This is a genomic window from Apibacter adventoris (assembly GCF_002964965.1).
In the GTDB taxonomy this organism is placed as follows: Bacteria; Bacteroidota; Bacteroidia; order Flavobacteriales; family Weeksellaceae; genus Apibacter; species Apibacter adventoris.
The window spans coordinates 102,430-119,166 of record NZ_PSZN01000001.1 but is presented as its reverse complement, the minus strand read 5'-3'; the positions used below and the strand labels follow the sequence as shown (position 1 = coordinate 119,166).

Genomic DNA, 16,737 nt, shown 5'->3' with positions numbered 1-16,737 from the left:
ACTTTGTTATAATGAAATATGTGTATGAAGCATAAGGGGATTTATAATGATATCCGGATTGGCAATAATAATATTTTTGACCCCCTGTTTCAGAGCTTTAAAACAATTATCTAGTTTAGGTATCATGCCTGAGTGTATAATGTTTTCATTTTTCAAATATTGATAAGTATTATAATTAAGTTCTTCAATAATACTCTCCTCATCCTCCATATTTTGTAATACCCCTTTTTTTTCAAAACAATATATTAAATTAATATTATATATTGAAGAAAGACCTACCGCTAAAGATTGAGCAATCGTATCGGCATTAGTATTCAGCAACTGACCTTTTTTGTCATGGGTTAAAGCACAGAATACTGGAGTTGTTCCAGTGTCTATGATTGCCTGAATCCATTTTGCATTAACTTCGACAACATCTCCAACATATCCATAATCGATGGTTGTGTGTTCTCTTTTTTTCGATAATATACTGTTCCCGTCAGCTCCTGTTAATCCTATTGCCTGAATATTGAAATTTTGTAACTGTGCTACAATTTTTTTGTTGCATAATCCTGCATAAGTCATTATAGCAACATCTAACATTTCTTCATTTGTAATACGTTTACCTTCAATCATAATTGTTTCTACGCCTAATTTTCCTGCTAGTCTTGTAGCTGCTTTCCCTCCACCGTGAACTAAAATTTTCAAGCCTTTGTATTGAGAGAAATTTTTTAAAAAAGTAGAAAGGGTCTCAGAATTATCTATTACATTTCCTCCTATTTTTATTATGGTGAGAGTATCTTTTTCCATATTTAAATTATATACAAAAATAGTTTAGATTTATTCTTTATACATTAAAAAGCTGATTTTTTTATATAAAAATATTTTTATACTTCAAAAAAGTCTTTTTGTTTATTTGTAGGTTAAATATTTAAATTTATTAATAATTAAACAGTTTTCAGGTAAATAAATAAAAAAGACCGAATTATTTTTCGGTCTTTTTTGAGTATTTATTTTTTAAATTCTTCCAGTATTTTGGTAATAATAACTTGAGCGGAATAAATTCGGTTATTTGCTTCAGGAATAACAATCGAGGAATCCCCATCTAAAATTTCGTCAGTAACAATTACATTTCTACGTACAGGCAGACAATGCATAAATTTTGCATTTCGGGTTAAATTCATTTGTTTTTTTCCAACAGTCCAATTAGAATCCTGATTAGTTATTTTACCATAGTCTATATAATTACTCCAGTTTTTAGCATAAATGAAGTCCGCATTTTTAAATGCTTCTTCCTGGTTATATTCTATTTTTACACCTTCTGTAATTTTAGGATTCAGTTCGTAACCTTCCGGATGAGTGATGATAAAGTCTACATCCATTTTTTTCATCATTTTAACGAATGAATTGGGGACGGACTGGGGAAGCGCTTTGGGATGAGGTGCCCAGCTTAATACTACTTTAGGTCGATCAGATTTTTTGTATTCTTCAATAGTAAGAGCATCAGCTAATGCTTGTAAGGGATGTTCGGTAGCTCCTTCCAGACTAATTACCGGGACAGAAGCATATTTAACAAATAAAGAAATCACAGTTTCTGCCTCATCTTTTTCTTTATTTTTTAAAGTTGGGAAACTTCTAATTGCAATAATATCGCAATATTGAGAAATAACAGGCGCAGCTTCTTTAATATGTTCAGAGGCAGAACCATTCATAATAACCCCATCTTCAAATTCTAATGTCCATCCTTCTGTATTTAAATTCATTACCATACATCTCATGCCTAGGTTTTGTGCAGCTTTTTGAGTACTCAACCGGGTTCTGAGACTAGAGTTGAAAAATATTAATCCTATAGTTTTATCTTTTCCTAACTGTTTGTTAGCTAAAGGATTTAATTTAATTTCTTTTGCAGCCTGCAAAAGTTCATTTAAGTTGCTTATATCATCAACAGAAGTATATTTTTTCATTTTTCTGGTTTTATTCCAAACAGGATTTTAAATTTTCAAAAAGTCTATCGATTTCATTTTGCGTTATACTCAAAGGAGGAAGAACTCTAAGTAAGTTTTTATTATTAGAATTTCCTGTAAAAATTTTCTTTTCGTAAATCAATTTTTTTCTCAATTCAGCTACTTCAAAATCAAATTCAAGTCCCAACATTAATCCTCTACCTTTGATATTTTTAATTTGCGGAAGTGATTTAAATTTTTTCATGAAATAAGATGATTGTCGTTTTACATTATCCAAAATATTTTCGTTTTTAAAAACTTCTAAAACAGCAAGTGCTGCTGCGCAGGCAAGATGATTACCCCCAAAAGTAGTTCCCAACAAGCCATAGGAAGGTTTAAACTCAGGTGATATTAAAATCCCTCCTATAGGAAATCCATTTCCCATTCCTTTTGCTAAAGAAATAATATCAGCCTTTATCCCATGATGCTGATGGGCAAAGAATTTACCGGAGCGTCCATATCCGCACTGTATTTCATCAAGGATTAAAACAACTCCACTTTCTTTACAAACCTTTTCCAGTTCTTTAAAAAATTCTGTATTTCCTTCATCCAGACCACCTACTCCTTGTATCGTTTCAATAATAACCGAAGAAATATCTCCTTTTGCAATTTCTTTTTTTACAGCGTTTATGTCATTTAACTCACAGAATATAACTTTTTGTTGAGCATTGAGTGGAGCTACAATTTTAGGATTATCAGTAACGGCAACTGCTGCTGAAGTTCTACCATGAAAACTATTTTTGAAAGCAATAACTTTAGATTTTCCATTGTGGAAAGAAGCCAGTTTTAAGGCATTTTCATTGGCTTCTGCACCTGAATTACATAGGAATAAAGTATAATCGGGATATTCTGAGATTTTAGGTAATAAGTTTGCTAATTTTTCCTGTAGTGGATTGATAATAGAGTTGGAGTAAAACCCTATTTTATTTACCTGTTCAGTTATATGTTTTACATAAATGGGATGAGAGTGTCCTATGGAAATAACTCCATGTCCTCCGTAGAAATCAAGATAAGCATTTCCGTTTTCGTCCCATACGGTAGCACCTGAAGCTTTTTCCGGAGCTATATTATAAAGAGGATATACGTTGAATAAACTCATTTTTTTAATATTTTGTATTTAAAATCCATTTTTCGATCATTTTCGGAAATAAAATTTTTCCAATCATTCCATATTTGGAATCGTTAAATGTATTTTTTGATTTATTTTTTGTTTCATTACTCTGATTTCGGGTTCATAATAATTAGAATGTACAAAATATATATTATTATTGTTAGTGTAAATAAATGCTATATGATTATCTAACCTAACTATATAGAAGTCCTTTTCTTTCTTTTCATAATAAGATTACGTAAGAAAAGTAATACAGAATAAAGATAATATTTTTTTATTTGCTTCTATCGACATTAATTAATAGTTTAATTCTTTGCGATTTTACTAATTTTATTATAAGAAGCTAAAAGTCCTTTTATAATAGAAGAACTTAATCCTTGATGTTCCATTTCATTTAATCCAGCAATAGTACATCCTCCAGGAGTGGTAACCTTATCAATTTCCTGTTCTGGGTGGTTATTTCCTGATATAAGCAAACGAGCAGCACCTATACATGTATGAGTAATCATATCAACTGCTTCTTTAGGTTCTAACCCTAGTTCTATGGCTCCTTGGGTTTGAGCACGAATAAGCCTCATCCAGAAAGCTATTCCACTGGAACAGATCACTGTTGCAGCTTGCATTTGTTCTTCAGGAACTTCTATAGAATATCCCAATTGATTAAAAATATTCTGGGCAAGGTTAATTTTTTCTTTTCCTTTTTTATTGCTACAAATGCAAGTCATGGATTGATTAACAGATATAGCGGTGTTGGGTATGGCTTGAATAATAGATAAATGATCTCCTATAATATCTTCAATTTTATGAATATTGAATCCTGCTACTACAGATATTAAGGTTTGTCCTTCTTTAAATAAATCTTTACAATCAAGTAAAATTTCTTGCATATGAGCAGGTTGAATAGCAAAAATAACTATATCGGAATTTTTTACAGCTTTCCTGTTGTCAGAAGTAAGGAACACATTATCTATAGTTTCTAATTCTTGCAGGGTTTTTATATTTCTTTTAGTTATATACAATGTTTCGGTTATTTTGCTATTAATAATTCCTTTAGCTATAGCCAATCCTAAGTTTCCGGCTCCAATTATTGCTATTTTCATATTACAGGTTTTTGGTTTTATTATATATTATATTGCATGCCTGGTGCATCATTTGGACGTTCTGAAAAATTATTTTTTAAATAAAAATTTTTTTTTCCTTTTGCACAAAAAAGTTGAATATCTGTGATTCCTTCTTTTAGAATTTCATTTGTTAAACGGTGCAAAATTTCAGTTCCTATTTTTTGTTTTTTAAAATTAGGAGAAATAATTAAGTCTACAATAAATGCATGTAATCTGCCATCAGAAATAATTCTTCCAAATCCTATAAGATTTTCATCATAATAAGCGGATAATATATACCAGCTTTTATTTATTGCTTGAAATAGTTCTTCTTTAGTTCTATTTTTATCATTCCATCCGGTAGTTTCATATAGAGAGAAAAATGAATTGATATCGGGTATTTTATTTGTGTATTTAATCTCCATATTGAGTAAATTATAATATTATGTTTTGATTTAAAAAGCCACAGGTTTTAATTGTAATCCTTCAGTTTCCTTAAATCTGAACAGTAAATTCATATTTTGTACTGCCTGTCCTGAGGCCCCTTTTGTCAAGTTGTCAATTACAGAAGTAATTAATAAAATATCTTTATGTTTTTGTATTTCCAATAAACATTTATTTGTGTTAACTACTTGTTTGAGAGCGATAGGAGTATCGGAAACCATAGTAAAAGGATGATTTTTATAATACTCTTTGTACATGCTTTTAGCTTCTTCTACTAATAAATCGGATTTTAAGTAAACACCTGCCAGAATTCCGCGGGCAAAGTCTCCACGCATAGGAAGAAAATAAAGTCCATGTGAATTATTTCCTAATTGATGAATACTTTGTGAAATTTCAGCTTCATGCTGATGAGTAAATTCTTTGTAAAAGGAAGCATTATTATTTCTCCAGGTGAAATGTGTAGTAGCAGAGAGTGATTGCCCAGCTCCTGTGGAACCAGTTACAGCATGAATATGAATATCATGATTTAGTTGATCTTTTTGTGCCAAAGGAAGTAAAGCAAGTTGTATAGCAGTGGCAAAGCATCCTGGATTTGCGATATTTTTAGCGGATTTTATTTTTTCTCTTTGTAACTCGGGTAATCCGTATACAAAATTTCTTTTTTGAAAAGTATGATGAGGGTGCAGTCGGAAATCATTGCTTAGATCAATAATTTTTGTATTTTCTGAGTAAAGATTATTTTCTAAAAATTCTCTGGATTTACCATGACCTAAACATAGAAAAACAACATCTGAATTCGGATCTGTTTTGTCTGTGAAAACTAAATCGGTTTCTCCCAGAAGATCATCATGTACTTTGATAACAGGGTTCCCTGCATTGGAAGTGCTGAATACAGAGGTTATTTTTACTTGAGAATGATGTATAAGAATCCGTAATAATTCTCCGGCCGTATAACCAGCCCCTCCAACAATACTTACTTTTATTTTACTCATTTTTTTCTATATCCTTTAGTTATTATCTTCAAAACTATGATAGATTTTCAACTGGTTTCCAAATATTTTTATGAATCCTCTGGCATCTCTGCTATCCCAGGCTTCATTTTCTTCTCCATAAGTAGCTACCTTAGATTGCATCATATCATAAGGAGATTCTATTCCTATCAGATGAAAATGATAAGGGTTGAGTTGTATTTTCACTTTTCCGCTTACATGTTTTTGAGAAGATTCCAAGAAGGCTTCTATATCCCTCATCACCGGGTCTAAATATTGAGCTTCATGTAGTAAAGTCCCATACCAGTTTGCTAAAGAATCTTTATGTAATAACTGCCAACGGGAAAGGGTATGTTTTTCCAATAAGTGATGCGCTTTAATTATTATCATAGGAGCAGGAGCTTCAAAACCAACACGGCCTTTAATGCCTAAAATGGTATCTCCTACATGAATATCTCTTCCAATAGCATATTTTCCTCCGATTTCATTAAGTTTTTGAATTAATTGGACAGAATTCATTTTTTCTCCATTCAATCCGACAGGTTCACCTTTTAAAAATTCAATTTCAATTGCGGAGGGAGTTGTTTCGGAAATTTGTGTGGGATAGGCTTCTTCGGGTAAACCCAAGTCGGAAGAAAGAGTTTCCACCCCTCCGACAGAAGTTCCCCAGATGCCCTTGTTAATAGAATATTTTGCTTTTTCCCAATTCATGTCTACTCCATTTTTTTGTAGATAATCAACTTCTTGTTGTCGAGATAATTTTTCATCTCTAATAGGAGTGATAATCTCAGAATTAGGTGAAATTACAGCGAAAGCTACATCGAAACGTATCTGGTCATTGCCTGCTCCGGTACTTCCATGAACTATATAGGGAGCATTTACGGATTTTGCATATTCTGCAATTGCTATAGACTGAAACATCCTTTCGGCACTAACAGATAAAGGATAGGTATTATTTTTTAATATATTACCATAGATTAAGAAACGTAGGCAATTTTTATAATATAGTTCTGTAATATCTAGAGTTTTGTGTTTTGAAGAGCCCAATTCATAGGCTCTGTTTTCAATTTGTGCAAGTTCTTCAGGAGTGAAACCACCTGAATTAACAATAACTGTATGAACTTTATATCCTTCTTTTGTTAAACGAACTAAACAATAGGAAGTATCTAATCCTCCACTATAAGCTAAAACGGCTGTTTTCATGGGTTTTATTTATTATCTTTATGAATGATTTCATTTTCTTTTTTATGTGGGGATAATAAAAAAGCTTGTTTTATTTTTTTCAACCGGGAAAGGACTTTTTTATCAAAAGTATATTTTTCTTCTTTTGAATTTTTTTGGGCTTTAGGATCAAAAAGCATTCCAGTACAAAGACACATTTTATTTTGTTTACTTTGTAATATTCCAAAATTAGTACAAGTTTTACATCCATTCCAAAAATCAGGATCGTCAGTCAATTCAGAAAAAGGAACAGGTTTATATCCTAATTCAGAATTGATTTTCATAACAGCTAATCCAGTGGTAATACCAAATATTTTAGCATTAGGAAATTTTTTTCTTGTATATTCAAACACAAATTTTTTAATTTTCTTTGCAAGGCCTAAGCTTCTATAATCTGGATGTACAATTAACCCGGAATGAACTACAAATTCCCCATTCTGCCATTTTTCGATATAACAAAATCCTGCGAATTTTTCACCATCGGTGGCTATAATCGCTTGTTTTTGATCCATTTTTTTCTGTATGTATTCAGGAGTTCTTTTGGCTATTCCAGTTCCTCTTACAATTGCAGACTGATATATGGTTTCGCAGATTTGTTCGGCGTATTTATAATGTCTTTGATCGGCAACAACAATGTTAATATTCATTCTTTTAACAATAAATTTAAAGTGAAATTTAAAAAATAGTTAAAGGTAAATTACTATTTATAGCAAAGGTAGCGGCTCTGAAAGATCAAAGCCTAACCTGCCTACAGAATTTTTCTGAGAAGGAAAGGGAATAAAAATTATTTGCAATTTTAATTAGAATATTGCTTGCAGATAATTTTAAAATTTTAAAATTTAATTTCAATTAATCGATATTTTTAAAATAGCAAAGTTAATAACTTTATCTGACACAAATGTATAATATATTTTATTATAAAAAAAAATAATTTTTATGAAATGAGTAAGGCTGAATTTTTTTGAAGAAAGTTAATCATCCATATCTAAATATAATAAAATATTTATATTTGTTATAATAAAAATAAGATTTAAAATAATATGAGTACAAAGGTAACTTTTTACATAGCTCGACATGGAAAAACGATTTTAAATACATTAGGAAAAGTTCAGGGGTGGAGTGATTCTCCTTTAACTCATGAAGGAGCTAAGGTTGCAAAATATTTAGGAGCAGGTTTATCTGATATTCAATTTTCTTCTGCCTATTGTAGTGACTTACGTAGAACACATGAAACTATTAATATTATTTTGGAACATCATGGACAAAAAAGTGTGAAGGTTGTAGAAAAAACTGAATTTAGAGAGGTATGTTTTGGAAGTTACGAGTCTGACCCTACTAATAATATGTGGAAAGATGCTGCTTTATATTTACAATATAAGAGTAGTAAAGATTTATTACGTGATGTTTTTGATGTGAAAAAAAATATTACTTATGAACAGGTGGCAAATGTTATAAAAAAATTGGATGAATTAGGTATGGCAGAAGGGTTTGATGAGGTGGAAAAAAGAACGCAAAAAGCCCTGTTAGAAATTGCAAAAAAAGAAAGTAAGGGAAATGAAGAAAAAAATGTTCTTATTGTAGCTCATGGTATGTGCATAAAATTTATGTTACAAAATTTAGGAGGAAGAGATTTAGTTACAGATGATTTAGGTAATGCTTCTGTTTGTAAGGTTGTTTTTAAAGATGGTAAGTTTAAGGTTGAATCCATGGGAGATATGAGTTATGTTGAAAAAGGAAAGAAATTGATAAAAATGAAATAGAAATTTTAAATAATAAGCATATTAGTTGATTGTAATAATATGTTAATAAAGGATGATCTTTAAAAAAATTTATAAAATCGGATATAGGTTTAAAATGATCAGAGAACAAAGGGTAGGACTTTTGTTTTTATTAGCCTTTATTATAGGAACAGAAATTTATATTCATAGAGATTCTTTATTTTCCGGAAAGGTAGAAAAGGAATCTTTACCTTTAAATATACAGAATATTATAAATTCTGAAAATCAAACAGATTCAAAGCCTATTCTTACAACTTACTTTAATCCGAATGCTTATTCAGAAGCAGATTGGCAACATATAGGTTTCTCTAAGAAACAGGCATCCATCATTATCAAATATAAAAATTTAGTAGGGGGACACTTTGTTTCTAAAGAGCAACTTAAACAGTGCTTCGTAATTTCTGAGGAGAAATATTATGAATTAGCTCCCTTTATTCAGTTACCTGAAAAAATAACTGGGAATAAAACTGATCATCCAACTTTTACTCAATATACTTTAAAAAAATTTAATCCCAATAGTTTTATTCTTACGGATTGGAAAAATATTGGTTTTACACAAAAACAAGCTGAGGTTATCATAAAATATAAAGAACTTATAGGAGGAAAATTTATCTCTAAAGATCAATTAAAGAAATGTTTTGTGATTTCTGAAAGTAAATATAAAGAATTAGCCCCTTTTATTGAGCTTCCTGAAAATATCAATCAAAATAATCAAACATATACGAATACAACATATACACTTAGTCAATTTAATCCTAATCAATTCAGTTCTTTAGATTGGCAAAAGATAGGTTTTACACAAAAACAGGCTGAAAGTATTTTAAAATATAAAAATAGTATAGGGGGAATTTTTATTTCTAGAGATCAAATAAAAAAATGTTATATCATTTCAGAAGAAAAATACAAAGAATTAGCTCCTTTTATTCAGTTACCTGAAAAAATTAATAAAAATGAACAAGAAAAATTTTCAATAGATGATAAAACAATTAAATATACTTTGAGCAAATTCAATCCTAATCTTTATTCTTCTGCTGATTGGCAAAAAATTGGTTTTTCTCAGAAACAGGCAGAGGTAATAATTAAATATAAAAATAAATTAGGAGGAAGGTTTACATCTAAACAACAGATAAAGCAATGTTTTGTAATATCAGAAAATAAATTTAATGAAATAGAACCTTACATACAGTTTTAACTTTCGCTCTTTAACCGTATGTATATTTTTAATTATAAATATAAAAATAGTCATTTAGTTAAATGCCTTCGGTTTATAAGAAATTATTGTTACTGAAATTTAATTATACTTGTATCTTTAAAATAAAGTAAATAAAGATTATTATTAATAGATAGTAGTTTTTATTATTATATGAACTAAATAAAAATTACCTACTAAATAGGAATAAAAAAACTCTGCTTTTTCTAGCAGAGTCTAAATAAATTGGTTTTATTTTTATTAAAGTAGAGTTTCTTTAATGATTTCTATTCCATAACCACTATTTAATGTAATGGTTTTCCCTGGAGTAGAAGAAAGTATATTAATTTTTTTAATTCCTAAATTTTTAATGATTTGAGCCCCAATCCCTAAATTTCTTTGATCGGAATTAATAAATAATTTATTGTTTTTTCCTGAAATATAATCTTTTATTTCAGATAAGTGATTTTCAATTATTTTATCTTTATTTGGGTTATTAATAAATATAGCAGCTCCTTTTCCTTCCTTATTTATTTGTTGCATGGTTTTACTTAAAGTGTTTTCTTCTCCTAGAGCCAAGTTTTTAAATAAATCAGTATAAGTATTCAAAGCCTGAACTCTTACTGGTACTGTTTCACCCTCATTAAACACACCTTTTATTAAAGCAAAATGTATCTGATCGTTTGTTTTATCTTTATAAGATACTAACCTAAGTTTTCCATAATGAGTTTCTAATAAGGAATCATCAATTTTTTCAATTAAGGTATCATTTTTTAGACGATAAGCAATGAGATCTTCAATGGTAATTATCTTTAAATTAAATTTTTCTGCTACTTTTGCTAATTCTGGTAAACGCGCCATACTACCGTCTTCATTCATAATTTCTATAAGAACTCCTGTAGAAGGCAAGCCGGCTAAATTTAATAAATCTACTGCTGCTTCAGTATGTCCGTCTCGTTTTAAAACTCCTCCTTTTTTTGCAATTAAAGGAAATATATGTCCAGGGCGTGCAAAATCTTTAGGTAACATATTTTCATCAGCTAATGCTTGTATAGTTTTAGCACGATCTGAAGCAGATATACCGGTAGTTACCCCATGCCCCAGTAAATCTACAGAAACCGTAAAGGCTGTTTTTTTTGGATCAGTATTTTTTTCAACCATAAAATTCAAATCCAATTTTTCAGCTCTTTCATAAGTAAGAGGTACACATACAAGTCCTCTGCCATATTGGGTAATAAAATTTATGGTTTCGGCTGTCATGGTAGAGGCTGCTGCTATAAAATCCCCTTCATTTTCTCTATTTTCGTCATCTACTACAATAATGACTTTTCCTTGTTTTAAATCTTCTAAAGCTTCAGGTATAGTATTTATTTTTACATCTGTTGTAATCATTGGTATCTACTATGTTCTATATTTTTTTTCTTTTTAAATTTACTGAAAAATTTTTTTACAGGACCTAAATATTTGTCTATATCAAACAATTCCGAATCTCGCATGGATTTAATTGTTAAAAAAATTCCTAATGGTAAAAAAATAACGTTGGGTAACCAAGAAGCCCAATAAGCATTCAAAATTTGATTTTTTGCAAGGTTTTCCATATATAATCCGGAAACATAAAAAATAATGAAAATTATAACGGCTACTACTACAGGCATTCCTACTCCGCCTTTTCTTATAATTGACCCTAACGGGGCCCCAATAAGAAAAAAAACAATGCAGGTAATGGAATAAGAGACTATATTTTTATGTTGCCAGATAATCATTTTTGAGACAAATTTTCCTGTTGATTTTATTTCAGAAGACCTAGAACCCAAATCATCTTTATCTATTTTAATCTGATTAATCGCTGAGCGAACAAGTTGGAATTTGGTGTCGTCATTTAATTTATTCCAGTCAAAAGGTAATTTTTTATGAAATTTTTTATAGTCAATTGAATCCATTGGGTAGGTATCACCAAATAAAATTAGAACACTGTTTCTTGATAGATCTTTATAGTAAACCACATTAGATTTTTTAATGGAATCTATATATTTATTTAGTTCCGAAAATGATTTATATCTAAAGTTATCACCTCCGGATTCTTTATCTAAAGATTTTTTAATTAATTCAGAAATATCAAAATACTGAGTTAAAGTATCAAATTTTACTTGAGTAGCTCCCTGTCTTTGTAATTCTTCTCTATTTTTTCCATTTATATTATTTTGATAAAGGTACCCATTGTATAATTCTAATTTTAAATAATAATTATCTTTAGAAACAATACTTCCTTTTTCTGCAATAATAGTTAGTTGATCTTCAATAGGAGAGGCATTTTTATGAATAAATACTTTTTCCCATTCACTATCATTTTTTCCTCTTTTTTTTCCAATTTTAATGCTATAAGGATTCATTTCCTTAATAAATCTTCCTTCTTCAAAATTTAGAGCAGGCCGTGTCTGAGCAATATTTATTAACATATTTCTTGCTCGCCTTTGATTATCCGGAAGGGTAGTATTGCAAAAATAAAATAACCCAATTGACATTATGACAACAAAACCGAAAAGAGGAAACATGATTCTAGGTAAAGATATTCCTGCAGATTTCATAGCTGCTAATTCGTATCTTTCTCCAAAACCTCCAAATGCCATAATAGATGAGAGGAGTATAGTTAAAGGAAGTACTAAACGTATAACATCTAATCCTAAATAATATAATAATTTAGTAATGTCCCATATATTTAAACCTTTTCCCAAAAATTTATCCATTTGAGTAAAGGCAAATTGAATGACAAAAATGAACATTAAAACACTAAAGATAAAAAGGAAAGGACCAAAAAAAGTGCGTATAATATACCAATCAAGTTTCTTTATCATTATCTTTTATAACTCTGTGAGTGTGTAATCTTTGTAATTATTTTTATCAAAGGTAAGTAAAGATTTATTAACAATTAAGTTTTCTTTAAAATCTATAATAGTTAATATAAGGGAACTTCCGTCTTTATAATTTTCAGTAACTTTTATTAAATTATTATTAGAGATTGCTAGGATAATAGATTTTGATTGCTTATTGTTAGTAGGAACTAACTTAATAATAGAACATTTTTTATTATTAATTGTAGAAGTTCCTTCTAAAGAAATGTCGAAATTTTTTTTGTAAAGATTTAAAATATTTGTAGGAGATAGACTTTCTCCATCTTCTTTATTAGAAGAAGTAATTTCCTTATCCTCTTTAGAAATGGTATATATTTTATTGCCATCGAATATTTGAGTAGTAGTAGGTAATATTAAATGATATTTAACACCTGCTGCATAAACTTGTCCTGTTTCTGTGATGCTTTTTTGTTTAGGAACAACATATAAATAATTAAATTTTATGTAAAATGTGGAATTTTTACTTAATCTTTCACTAACATTATCCAATAATTTTTTAGCATTAGCATCTATTTTTTGTGACCATGCTATTAATGAGAAGCTTATAAATATAAATACAAATAATTTTTTCATAATTTATTTTTTACTTTTATAAATTTTCCAATAACTGTTCCAAAGTATTTAAATCTGTTATTAAAACTTTTCTTGCTTTACTACCTTCAAAAGGTCCTACAATGCCTGCGGCTTCAAGTTGATCCATAATTCTTCCGGCTCTGTTGTAACCCAAAGACATTTTTCTTTGAATCAGAGAAGTGGAACCTTGTTGTGCGGAAACTATGACCCGGGCAGCATCATTGAATAATTCATCTTTTTTAGAATCAAGGGCTTCACCTCCATTGCCGGATGTATTTTCTCCATAAAATTCAGGTAATAAATAAGCATCGGTATATCCTTGTTGGCTTCCTATGTATTCTGTTATTTTGTCTACTTCCGGAGTATCTACAAAAGCACATTGCATACGTATAAGTTCATTTCCGGTTGTAAATAACATATCTCCTTTACCTATCAATTGATCTGCTCCATTACCGTCCAAAATAGTTCGGGAATCTATTTTAGAGGTAACTCTAAAAGCAACTCTTGCAGGGAAATTAGCTTTGATCATACCTGTAATAACATTTACAGAAGGTCTTTGAGTTGCAATAATTAAATGAATTCCAATAGCTCGTGCTAATTGTGCTAAACGTGCAATCGGAAGTTCCACTTCTTTTCCTGCCGTCATAATTAAATCTGCAAACTCATCTATAACTAAAACAATATATGGGAGAAAACGATGACCTTTTTCAGGATTGAGTTTTCGTTCTTTAAATTTTTGATTGTATTCTTTAATTGTTCTTACATAAGCTGATTGTAACAATTTGTAACGATTATCCATTTCTACACAAAGGGAATTGAGTGTATTTATTACCTTGGTAGTATCTGTTATGATAGCTTCTTCAGAATCCGGAAGTTTAGCAAGAAAATGACGTTCGATTTTGTTATATAAAGTAAGTTCAACTTTTTTTGGGTCTACAAAAACAAATTTTAATTCACTAGGATGTTTTTTATAAAGTAAAGAAGTAACTATAGCGTTTAATCCAACTGATTTTCCTTGTCCAGTTGCCCCTGCCATTAATAAGTGAGGCATCTTAGCCAGGTCAGTGACAAAAGTTTCATTTGAAATAGTTTTACCAAATACAATAGGAAGCTCCATTTCTGTTTTCTGAAACTTTTGAGAGGCAATAACCGTTCTCATAGAAACCATCGTAGGGTTACTGTTGGGAACTTCAATACCAATAGTTCCTTTTCCAGGAATAGGCGCAATTATTCGGATACCTAGGGCAGCTAAACTTAAAGCTATATCATCTTCCAGATTTTTTATTTTAGAAATTCTAACTCCTGCTTCCGGAACAATTTCGTATAAAGTGACTGTAGGTCCTATAGTTGCTTTTATGCTAGAGATTCCAATTCCATAATTTGCTAGGGTTGTAACAATTTTATTTTTATTTTCTTCTAACTCCTCATTATTTATTGTTATAGGTTCTATGGAATTATATGCTTTCAATAGGTCTAGTGTAGGGTATTTATATCTAGCTAATTCTAATTTAGGGTCATAAGGTCCAAATTCTGTTACTATTTTTTCACTGATATTTTCCTCCTCATTTATATTTTCTGTTGGAGTTTCTTCAATAGTCAAACTAACTTCATCTATTATTTCTTCATCAGCAGGTATATCGATCTCAAATTCTGTAGGAGATTGTATTGCCTCTACAGGTTTACTTTCCATAACTTTAGGCTCTAAGCTAGAAATTATAGGTATTTCTTCTATATTTTTTGGGAGAGAATCTTTTACGGATTTAGATATTTGAGTTTCAGATTTTATTGTTTTAGGATCTTCAATTTTTTCGTAGATTATTTCTTCTTCAAAAGGTTCTTTTTCCTCCTCTTTCTCAGATACAGATATTTCTTTTTTTTGTTTTAGAGTATTAAATTTTGTTGATACAGCATCTACACTCAAATTAAACTCTAAGATAAAATAAATAGCTAAGGTCAAAAATAATAATATAGCCGTTCCTACAGTCCCTAGTAAAGTCTTTAAATAATCGTATACTTCAAACCCTATTAAACCGGAAAGCAGCCATTGGGTTCCAAAAATCATAGCTAGAAAAATAGGAATCCATATTATAAAAAAAATTCCATGAGATAAAAGTTTCCAGATTTTAAGAATTTCTTTTCCGAATAAAATTTTAATTGAAAGAATGAAAAGAAAGAATGGGATAAAAAAAGCAATAATTCCAATTCCATTAAAAATAAAGATTTCTCCTAAGTTAGCACCTATTTTTCCAACTAAATTTTCAGCCGTTATGTTTTTATTAAAAAAAGAGGTGAGTTGACTTTGATCATCTTTCCATGAAAAATAAAAAGAGATAAAAGAAATAAGTAATATAATAGAAGAAACCAATAGCAGCAACCCTAAGATTGTTTTTATAAGAGATTTTTTTCGCTTTATTTCTTCATCATTAGAATTATTTTTCATCCTATACTGATAATTTTATTCTATACAAAAATACAATTTCTTTGGGTAATTGAAATTGTAAATACTTTTTGTAGATAAAAAGTATTGTATAAATAAAAGGTTAAATAACAGATGTTATTTAACCTTTTATTTACTATAATTAATACTTCTGATATTATCTTCTATTACCTAAAAATCTTAGTAAAAATAAAAATAAGTTAATAAAATCAAGATATAAAGACAATGCTCCTAAAATAGAAGCTTTAATAAAGTTGTCCTGATCTGAATTTCCTACTTCTGTCCCGATTGCTTTAATTTTTTGAGTGTCATAAGCAATTAAACCTACAAAAACCAATACTCCAACTATAGAAACGATTAAATCTAACATAGCATTTTTTAAAAATAAATTCACTACTATGGACAGAATAATACCGATTAAAGCCATGAACAAAACTTTGCCTAGTTTTGTAAGATCGGTTTTAGTAAAATATCCATAAGCACTCATAATAGCGAAAGTTCCAGCAGTAATAAAAAAAGTAGTTGCTAATGAACTCGTAGTATAAGCAAAGAAAATCATTGAGAGGGTCATTCCGTTTATAAAAGAGTAAAATAGAAATACGGCAGTAGCTAAACCAGCGGTCATTTTCTGAATAGCAGCACTTAATGAAATTACCAATAATAACTCACCGATAATAAGTGCATAAAACAAAAATGTAGGACCAGTTTCAGCAAACATAAGTTTAAGAATTCCTGTAGATGCAGAAGTAAAATAGGCAGTAAAACCGGTAACTAATAAAGCTAAACTCATCCACATATATACTTTTGATATAAAAGTAGCCTGCTCTTTAACCCTCGTTTCTTGTCCTTATTATGTTTTCTTATTCTTGATATTCCATTTTTTATAATTTTAATTTTTTCAAAGCTATTAAATGATTTTAGTAAAGGCAAAATTTGTACCTTAATTTTTTTGTATTATTCTTCTTTTTATAATATCAGGAAAACATACAATAATAAATTTTTGT

15 protein-coding genes are annotated in these 16,737 nt (G+C 29.5%); 2 read left to right on the top strand and 13 right to left on the bottom strand.

Features of this window, described 5'->3' with window-relative positions:
* Positions 1–6 precede the first annotated feature (6 nt).
* The 8 genes from argB to C4S76_RS00505 all read right to left on the bottom strand — a co-directional run bounded on the left by argB (position 7) and on the right by C4S76_RS00505 (position 7,494).
* Positions 7–789, bottom strand: a complete 783-nt coding sequence (gene argB / locus C4S76_RS00540) for an acetylglutamate kinase (RefSeq protein ID WP_105191604.1) — start codon at positions 787–789, stop codon at positions 7–9.
* Positions 790–989: 200 nt separating this feature from the next.
* Entirely contained in the window at positions 990–1,943 is a 954-nt protein-coding gene (locus tag C4S76_RS00535) for an N-acetylornithine carbamoyltransferase (protein WP_105191602.1), read from the bottom strand.
* Between the two features lie 10 nt (positions 1,944–1,953).
* Positions 1,954–3,081, bottom strand: a complete 1,128-nt coding sequence (locus C4S76_RS00530) for an aspartate aminotransferase family protein (RefSeq protein ID WP_105191600.1) — start codon at positions 3,079–3,081, stop codon at positions 1,954–1,956.
* A gap of 317 nt (positions 3,082–3,398) precedes the next feature.
* Positions 3,399–4,193 (bottom strand): pyrroline-5-carboxylate reductase, encoded by a 795-nt coding sequence (proC, locus tag C4S76_RS00525; protein ID WP_105191598.1) that lies wholly within the window; start codon positions 4,191–4,193, stop codon positions 3,399–3,401.
* A 20-nt stretch (positions 4,194–4,213) separates the two neighbouring features.
* Positions 4,214–4,618, bottom strand: coding sequence for a GNAT family N-acetyltransferase (locus tag C4S76_RS00520; RefSeq protein WP_105191596.1), 405 nt, complete (start codon positions 4,616–4,618; stop codon positions 4,214–4,216).
* A gap of 30 nt (positions 4,619–4,648) precedes the next feature.
* On the bottom strand, positions 4,649–5,629 hold the full coding sequence (gene argC, locus C4S76_RS00515; protein WP_105191594.1) for an N-acetyl-gamma-glutamyl-phosphate reductase: 981 nt from the start codon (positions 5,627–5,629) through the stop codon (positions 4,649–4,651).
* Between the two features lie 15 nt (positions 5,630–5,644).
* Positions 5,645–6,829: an argininosuccinate synthase gene (argG, locus tag C4S76_RS00510; protein WP_105191592.1), complete on the bottom strand. Its 1,185-nt coding sequence runs from the start codon at positions 6,827–6,829 to the stop codon at positions 5,645–5,647.
* A gap of 5 nt (positions 6,830–6,834) precedes the next feature.
* Positions 6,835–7,494: a GNAT family N-acetyltransferase gene (locus C4S76_RS00505; protein WP_105191590.1), complete on the bottom strand. Its 660-nt coding sequence runs from the start codon at positions 7,492–7,494 to the stop codon at positions 6,835–6,837.
* A 393-nt stretch (positions 7,495–7,887) separates the two neighbouring features.
* On the opposite strand from C4S76_RS00505, the gene C4S76_RS00500 reads away from it, so the two are divergent.
* Together C4S76_RS00500 and C4S76_RS00495 are read left to right on the top strand one after the other, a co-directional pair.
* Positions 7,888–8,607, top strand: coding sequence for a histidine phosphatase family protein (locus C4S76_RS00500; protein ID WP_105191588.1), 720 nt, complete (start codon positions 7,888–7,890; stop codon positions 8,605–8,607).
* 94 nt (positions 8,608–8,701) lie between these two features.
* Positions 8,702–9,817 carry a helix-hairpin-helix domain-containing protein gene (locus tag C4S76_RS00495; RefSeq protein ID WP_181044004.1) on the top strand — a complete coding sequence of 372 codons (1,116 nt, stop codon included), beginning with the start codon at positions 8,702–8,704 and terminating at the stop codon, positions 9,815–9,817.
* A gap of 258 nt (positions 9,818–10,075) precedes the next feature.
* Here the strand turns inward: C4S76_RS00495 and ribB are convergent, their stop codons facing one another.
* The 5 genes from ribB to C4S76_RS00470 form a co-directional block, all read right to left on the bottom strand.
* Positions 10,076–11,206 (bottom strand): 3,4-dihydroxy-2-butanone-4-phosphate synthase, encoded by a 1,131-nt coding sequence (gene ribB / locus C4S76_RS00490; RefSeq protein WP_105191585.1) that lies wholly within the window; start codon positions 11,204–11,206, stop codon positions 10,076–10,078.
* Positions 11,203–12,666 (bottom strand): LptF/LptG family permease, encoded by a 1,464-nt coding sequence (locus C4S76_RS00485; RefSeq protein ID WP_105191584.1) that lies wholly within the window; start codon positions 12,664–12,666, stop codon positions 11,203–11,205. Before C4S76_RS00485 ends, ribB begins: the two co-directional genes overlap by 4 nt.
* Positions 12,667–12,672: 6 nt before the next feature.
* Positions 12,673–13,296, bottom strand: coding sequence for a LolA family protein (locus C4S76_RS00480; protein ID WP_105191583.1), 624 nt, complete (start codon positions 13,294–13,296; stop codon positions 12,673–12,675).
* Between the two features lie 16 nt (positions 13,297–13,312).
* Positions 13,313–15,736, bottom strand: coding sequence for an FtsK/SpoIIIE family DNA translocase (locus tag C4S76_RS00475; RefSeq protein WP_105191582.1), 2,424 nt, complete (start codon positions 15,734–15,736; stop codon positions 13,313–13,315).
* 154 nt (positions 15,737–15,890) lie between these two features.
* The gene (locus C4S76_RS00470; RefSeq protein ID WP_262494537.1) at positions 15,891–16,544 is read right to left on the bottom strand and encodes a Bax inhibitor-1/YccA family protein; all 654 of its coding nucleotides are present in this window, start codon (positions 16,542–16,544) and stop codon (positions 15,891–15,893) included.
* Positions 16,545–16,737: the final 193 nt, after the last annotated feature.

Coding starts and splice junctions, on each gene's coding strand:
- argB (WP_105191604.1), bottom strand. CDS start 789: ATGGAAAAAGATACTCTCACCATAATAAAAATAGGAGGAAATGTAATA.
- C4S76_RS00535 (WP_105191602.1), bottom strand. CDS start 1,943: ATGAAAAAATATACTTCTGTTGATGATATAAGCAACTTAAATGAACTT.
- C4S76_RS00530 (WP_105191600.1), bottom strand. CDS start 3,081: ATGAGTTTATTCAACGTATATCCTCTTTATAATATAGCTCCGGAAAAA.
- proC (WP_105191598.1), bottom strand. CDS start 4,193: ATGAAAATAGCAATAATTGGAGCCGGAAACTTAGGATTGGCTATAGCT.
- C4S76_RS00520 (WP_105191596.1), bottom strand. CDS start 4,618: ATGGAGATTAAATACACAAATAAAATACCCGATATCAATTCATTTTTC.
- argC (WP_105191594.1), bottom strand. CDS start 5,629: ATGAGTAAAATAAAAGTAAGTATTGTTGGAGGGGCTGGTTATACGGCC.
- argG (WP_105191592.1), bottom strand. CDS start 6,829: ATGAAAACAGCCGTTTTAGCTTATAGTGGAGGATTAGATACTTCCTAT.
- C4S76_RS00505 (WP_105191590.1), bottom strand. CDS start 7,494: ATGAATATTAACATTGTTGTTGCCGATCAAAGACATTATAAATACGCC.
- C4S76_RS00500 (WP_105191588.1), top strand. CDS start 7,888: ATGAGTACAAAGGTAACTTTTTACATAGCTCGACATGGAAAAACGATT.
- C4S76_RS00495 (WP_181044004.1), top strand. CDS start 8,702: ATGATCAGAGAACAAAGGGTAGGACTTTTGTTTTTATTAGCCTTTATT.
- ribB (WP_105191585.1), bottom strand. CDS start 11,206: ATGATTACAACAGATGTAAAAATAAATACTATACCTGAAGCTTTAGAA.
- C4S76_RS00485 (WP_105191584.1), bottom strand. CDS start 12,666: ATGATAAAGAAACTTGATTGGTATATTATACGCACTTTTTTTGGTCCT.
- C4S76_RS00480 (WP_105191583.1), bottom strand. CDS start 13,296: ATGAAAAAATTATTTGTATTTATATTTATAAGCTTCTCATTAATAGCA.
- C4S76_RS00475 (WP_105191582.1), bottom strand. CDS start 15,736: ATGAAAAATAATTCTAATGATGAAGAAATAAAGCGAAAAAAATCTCTT.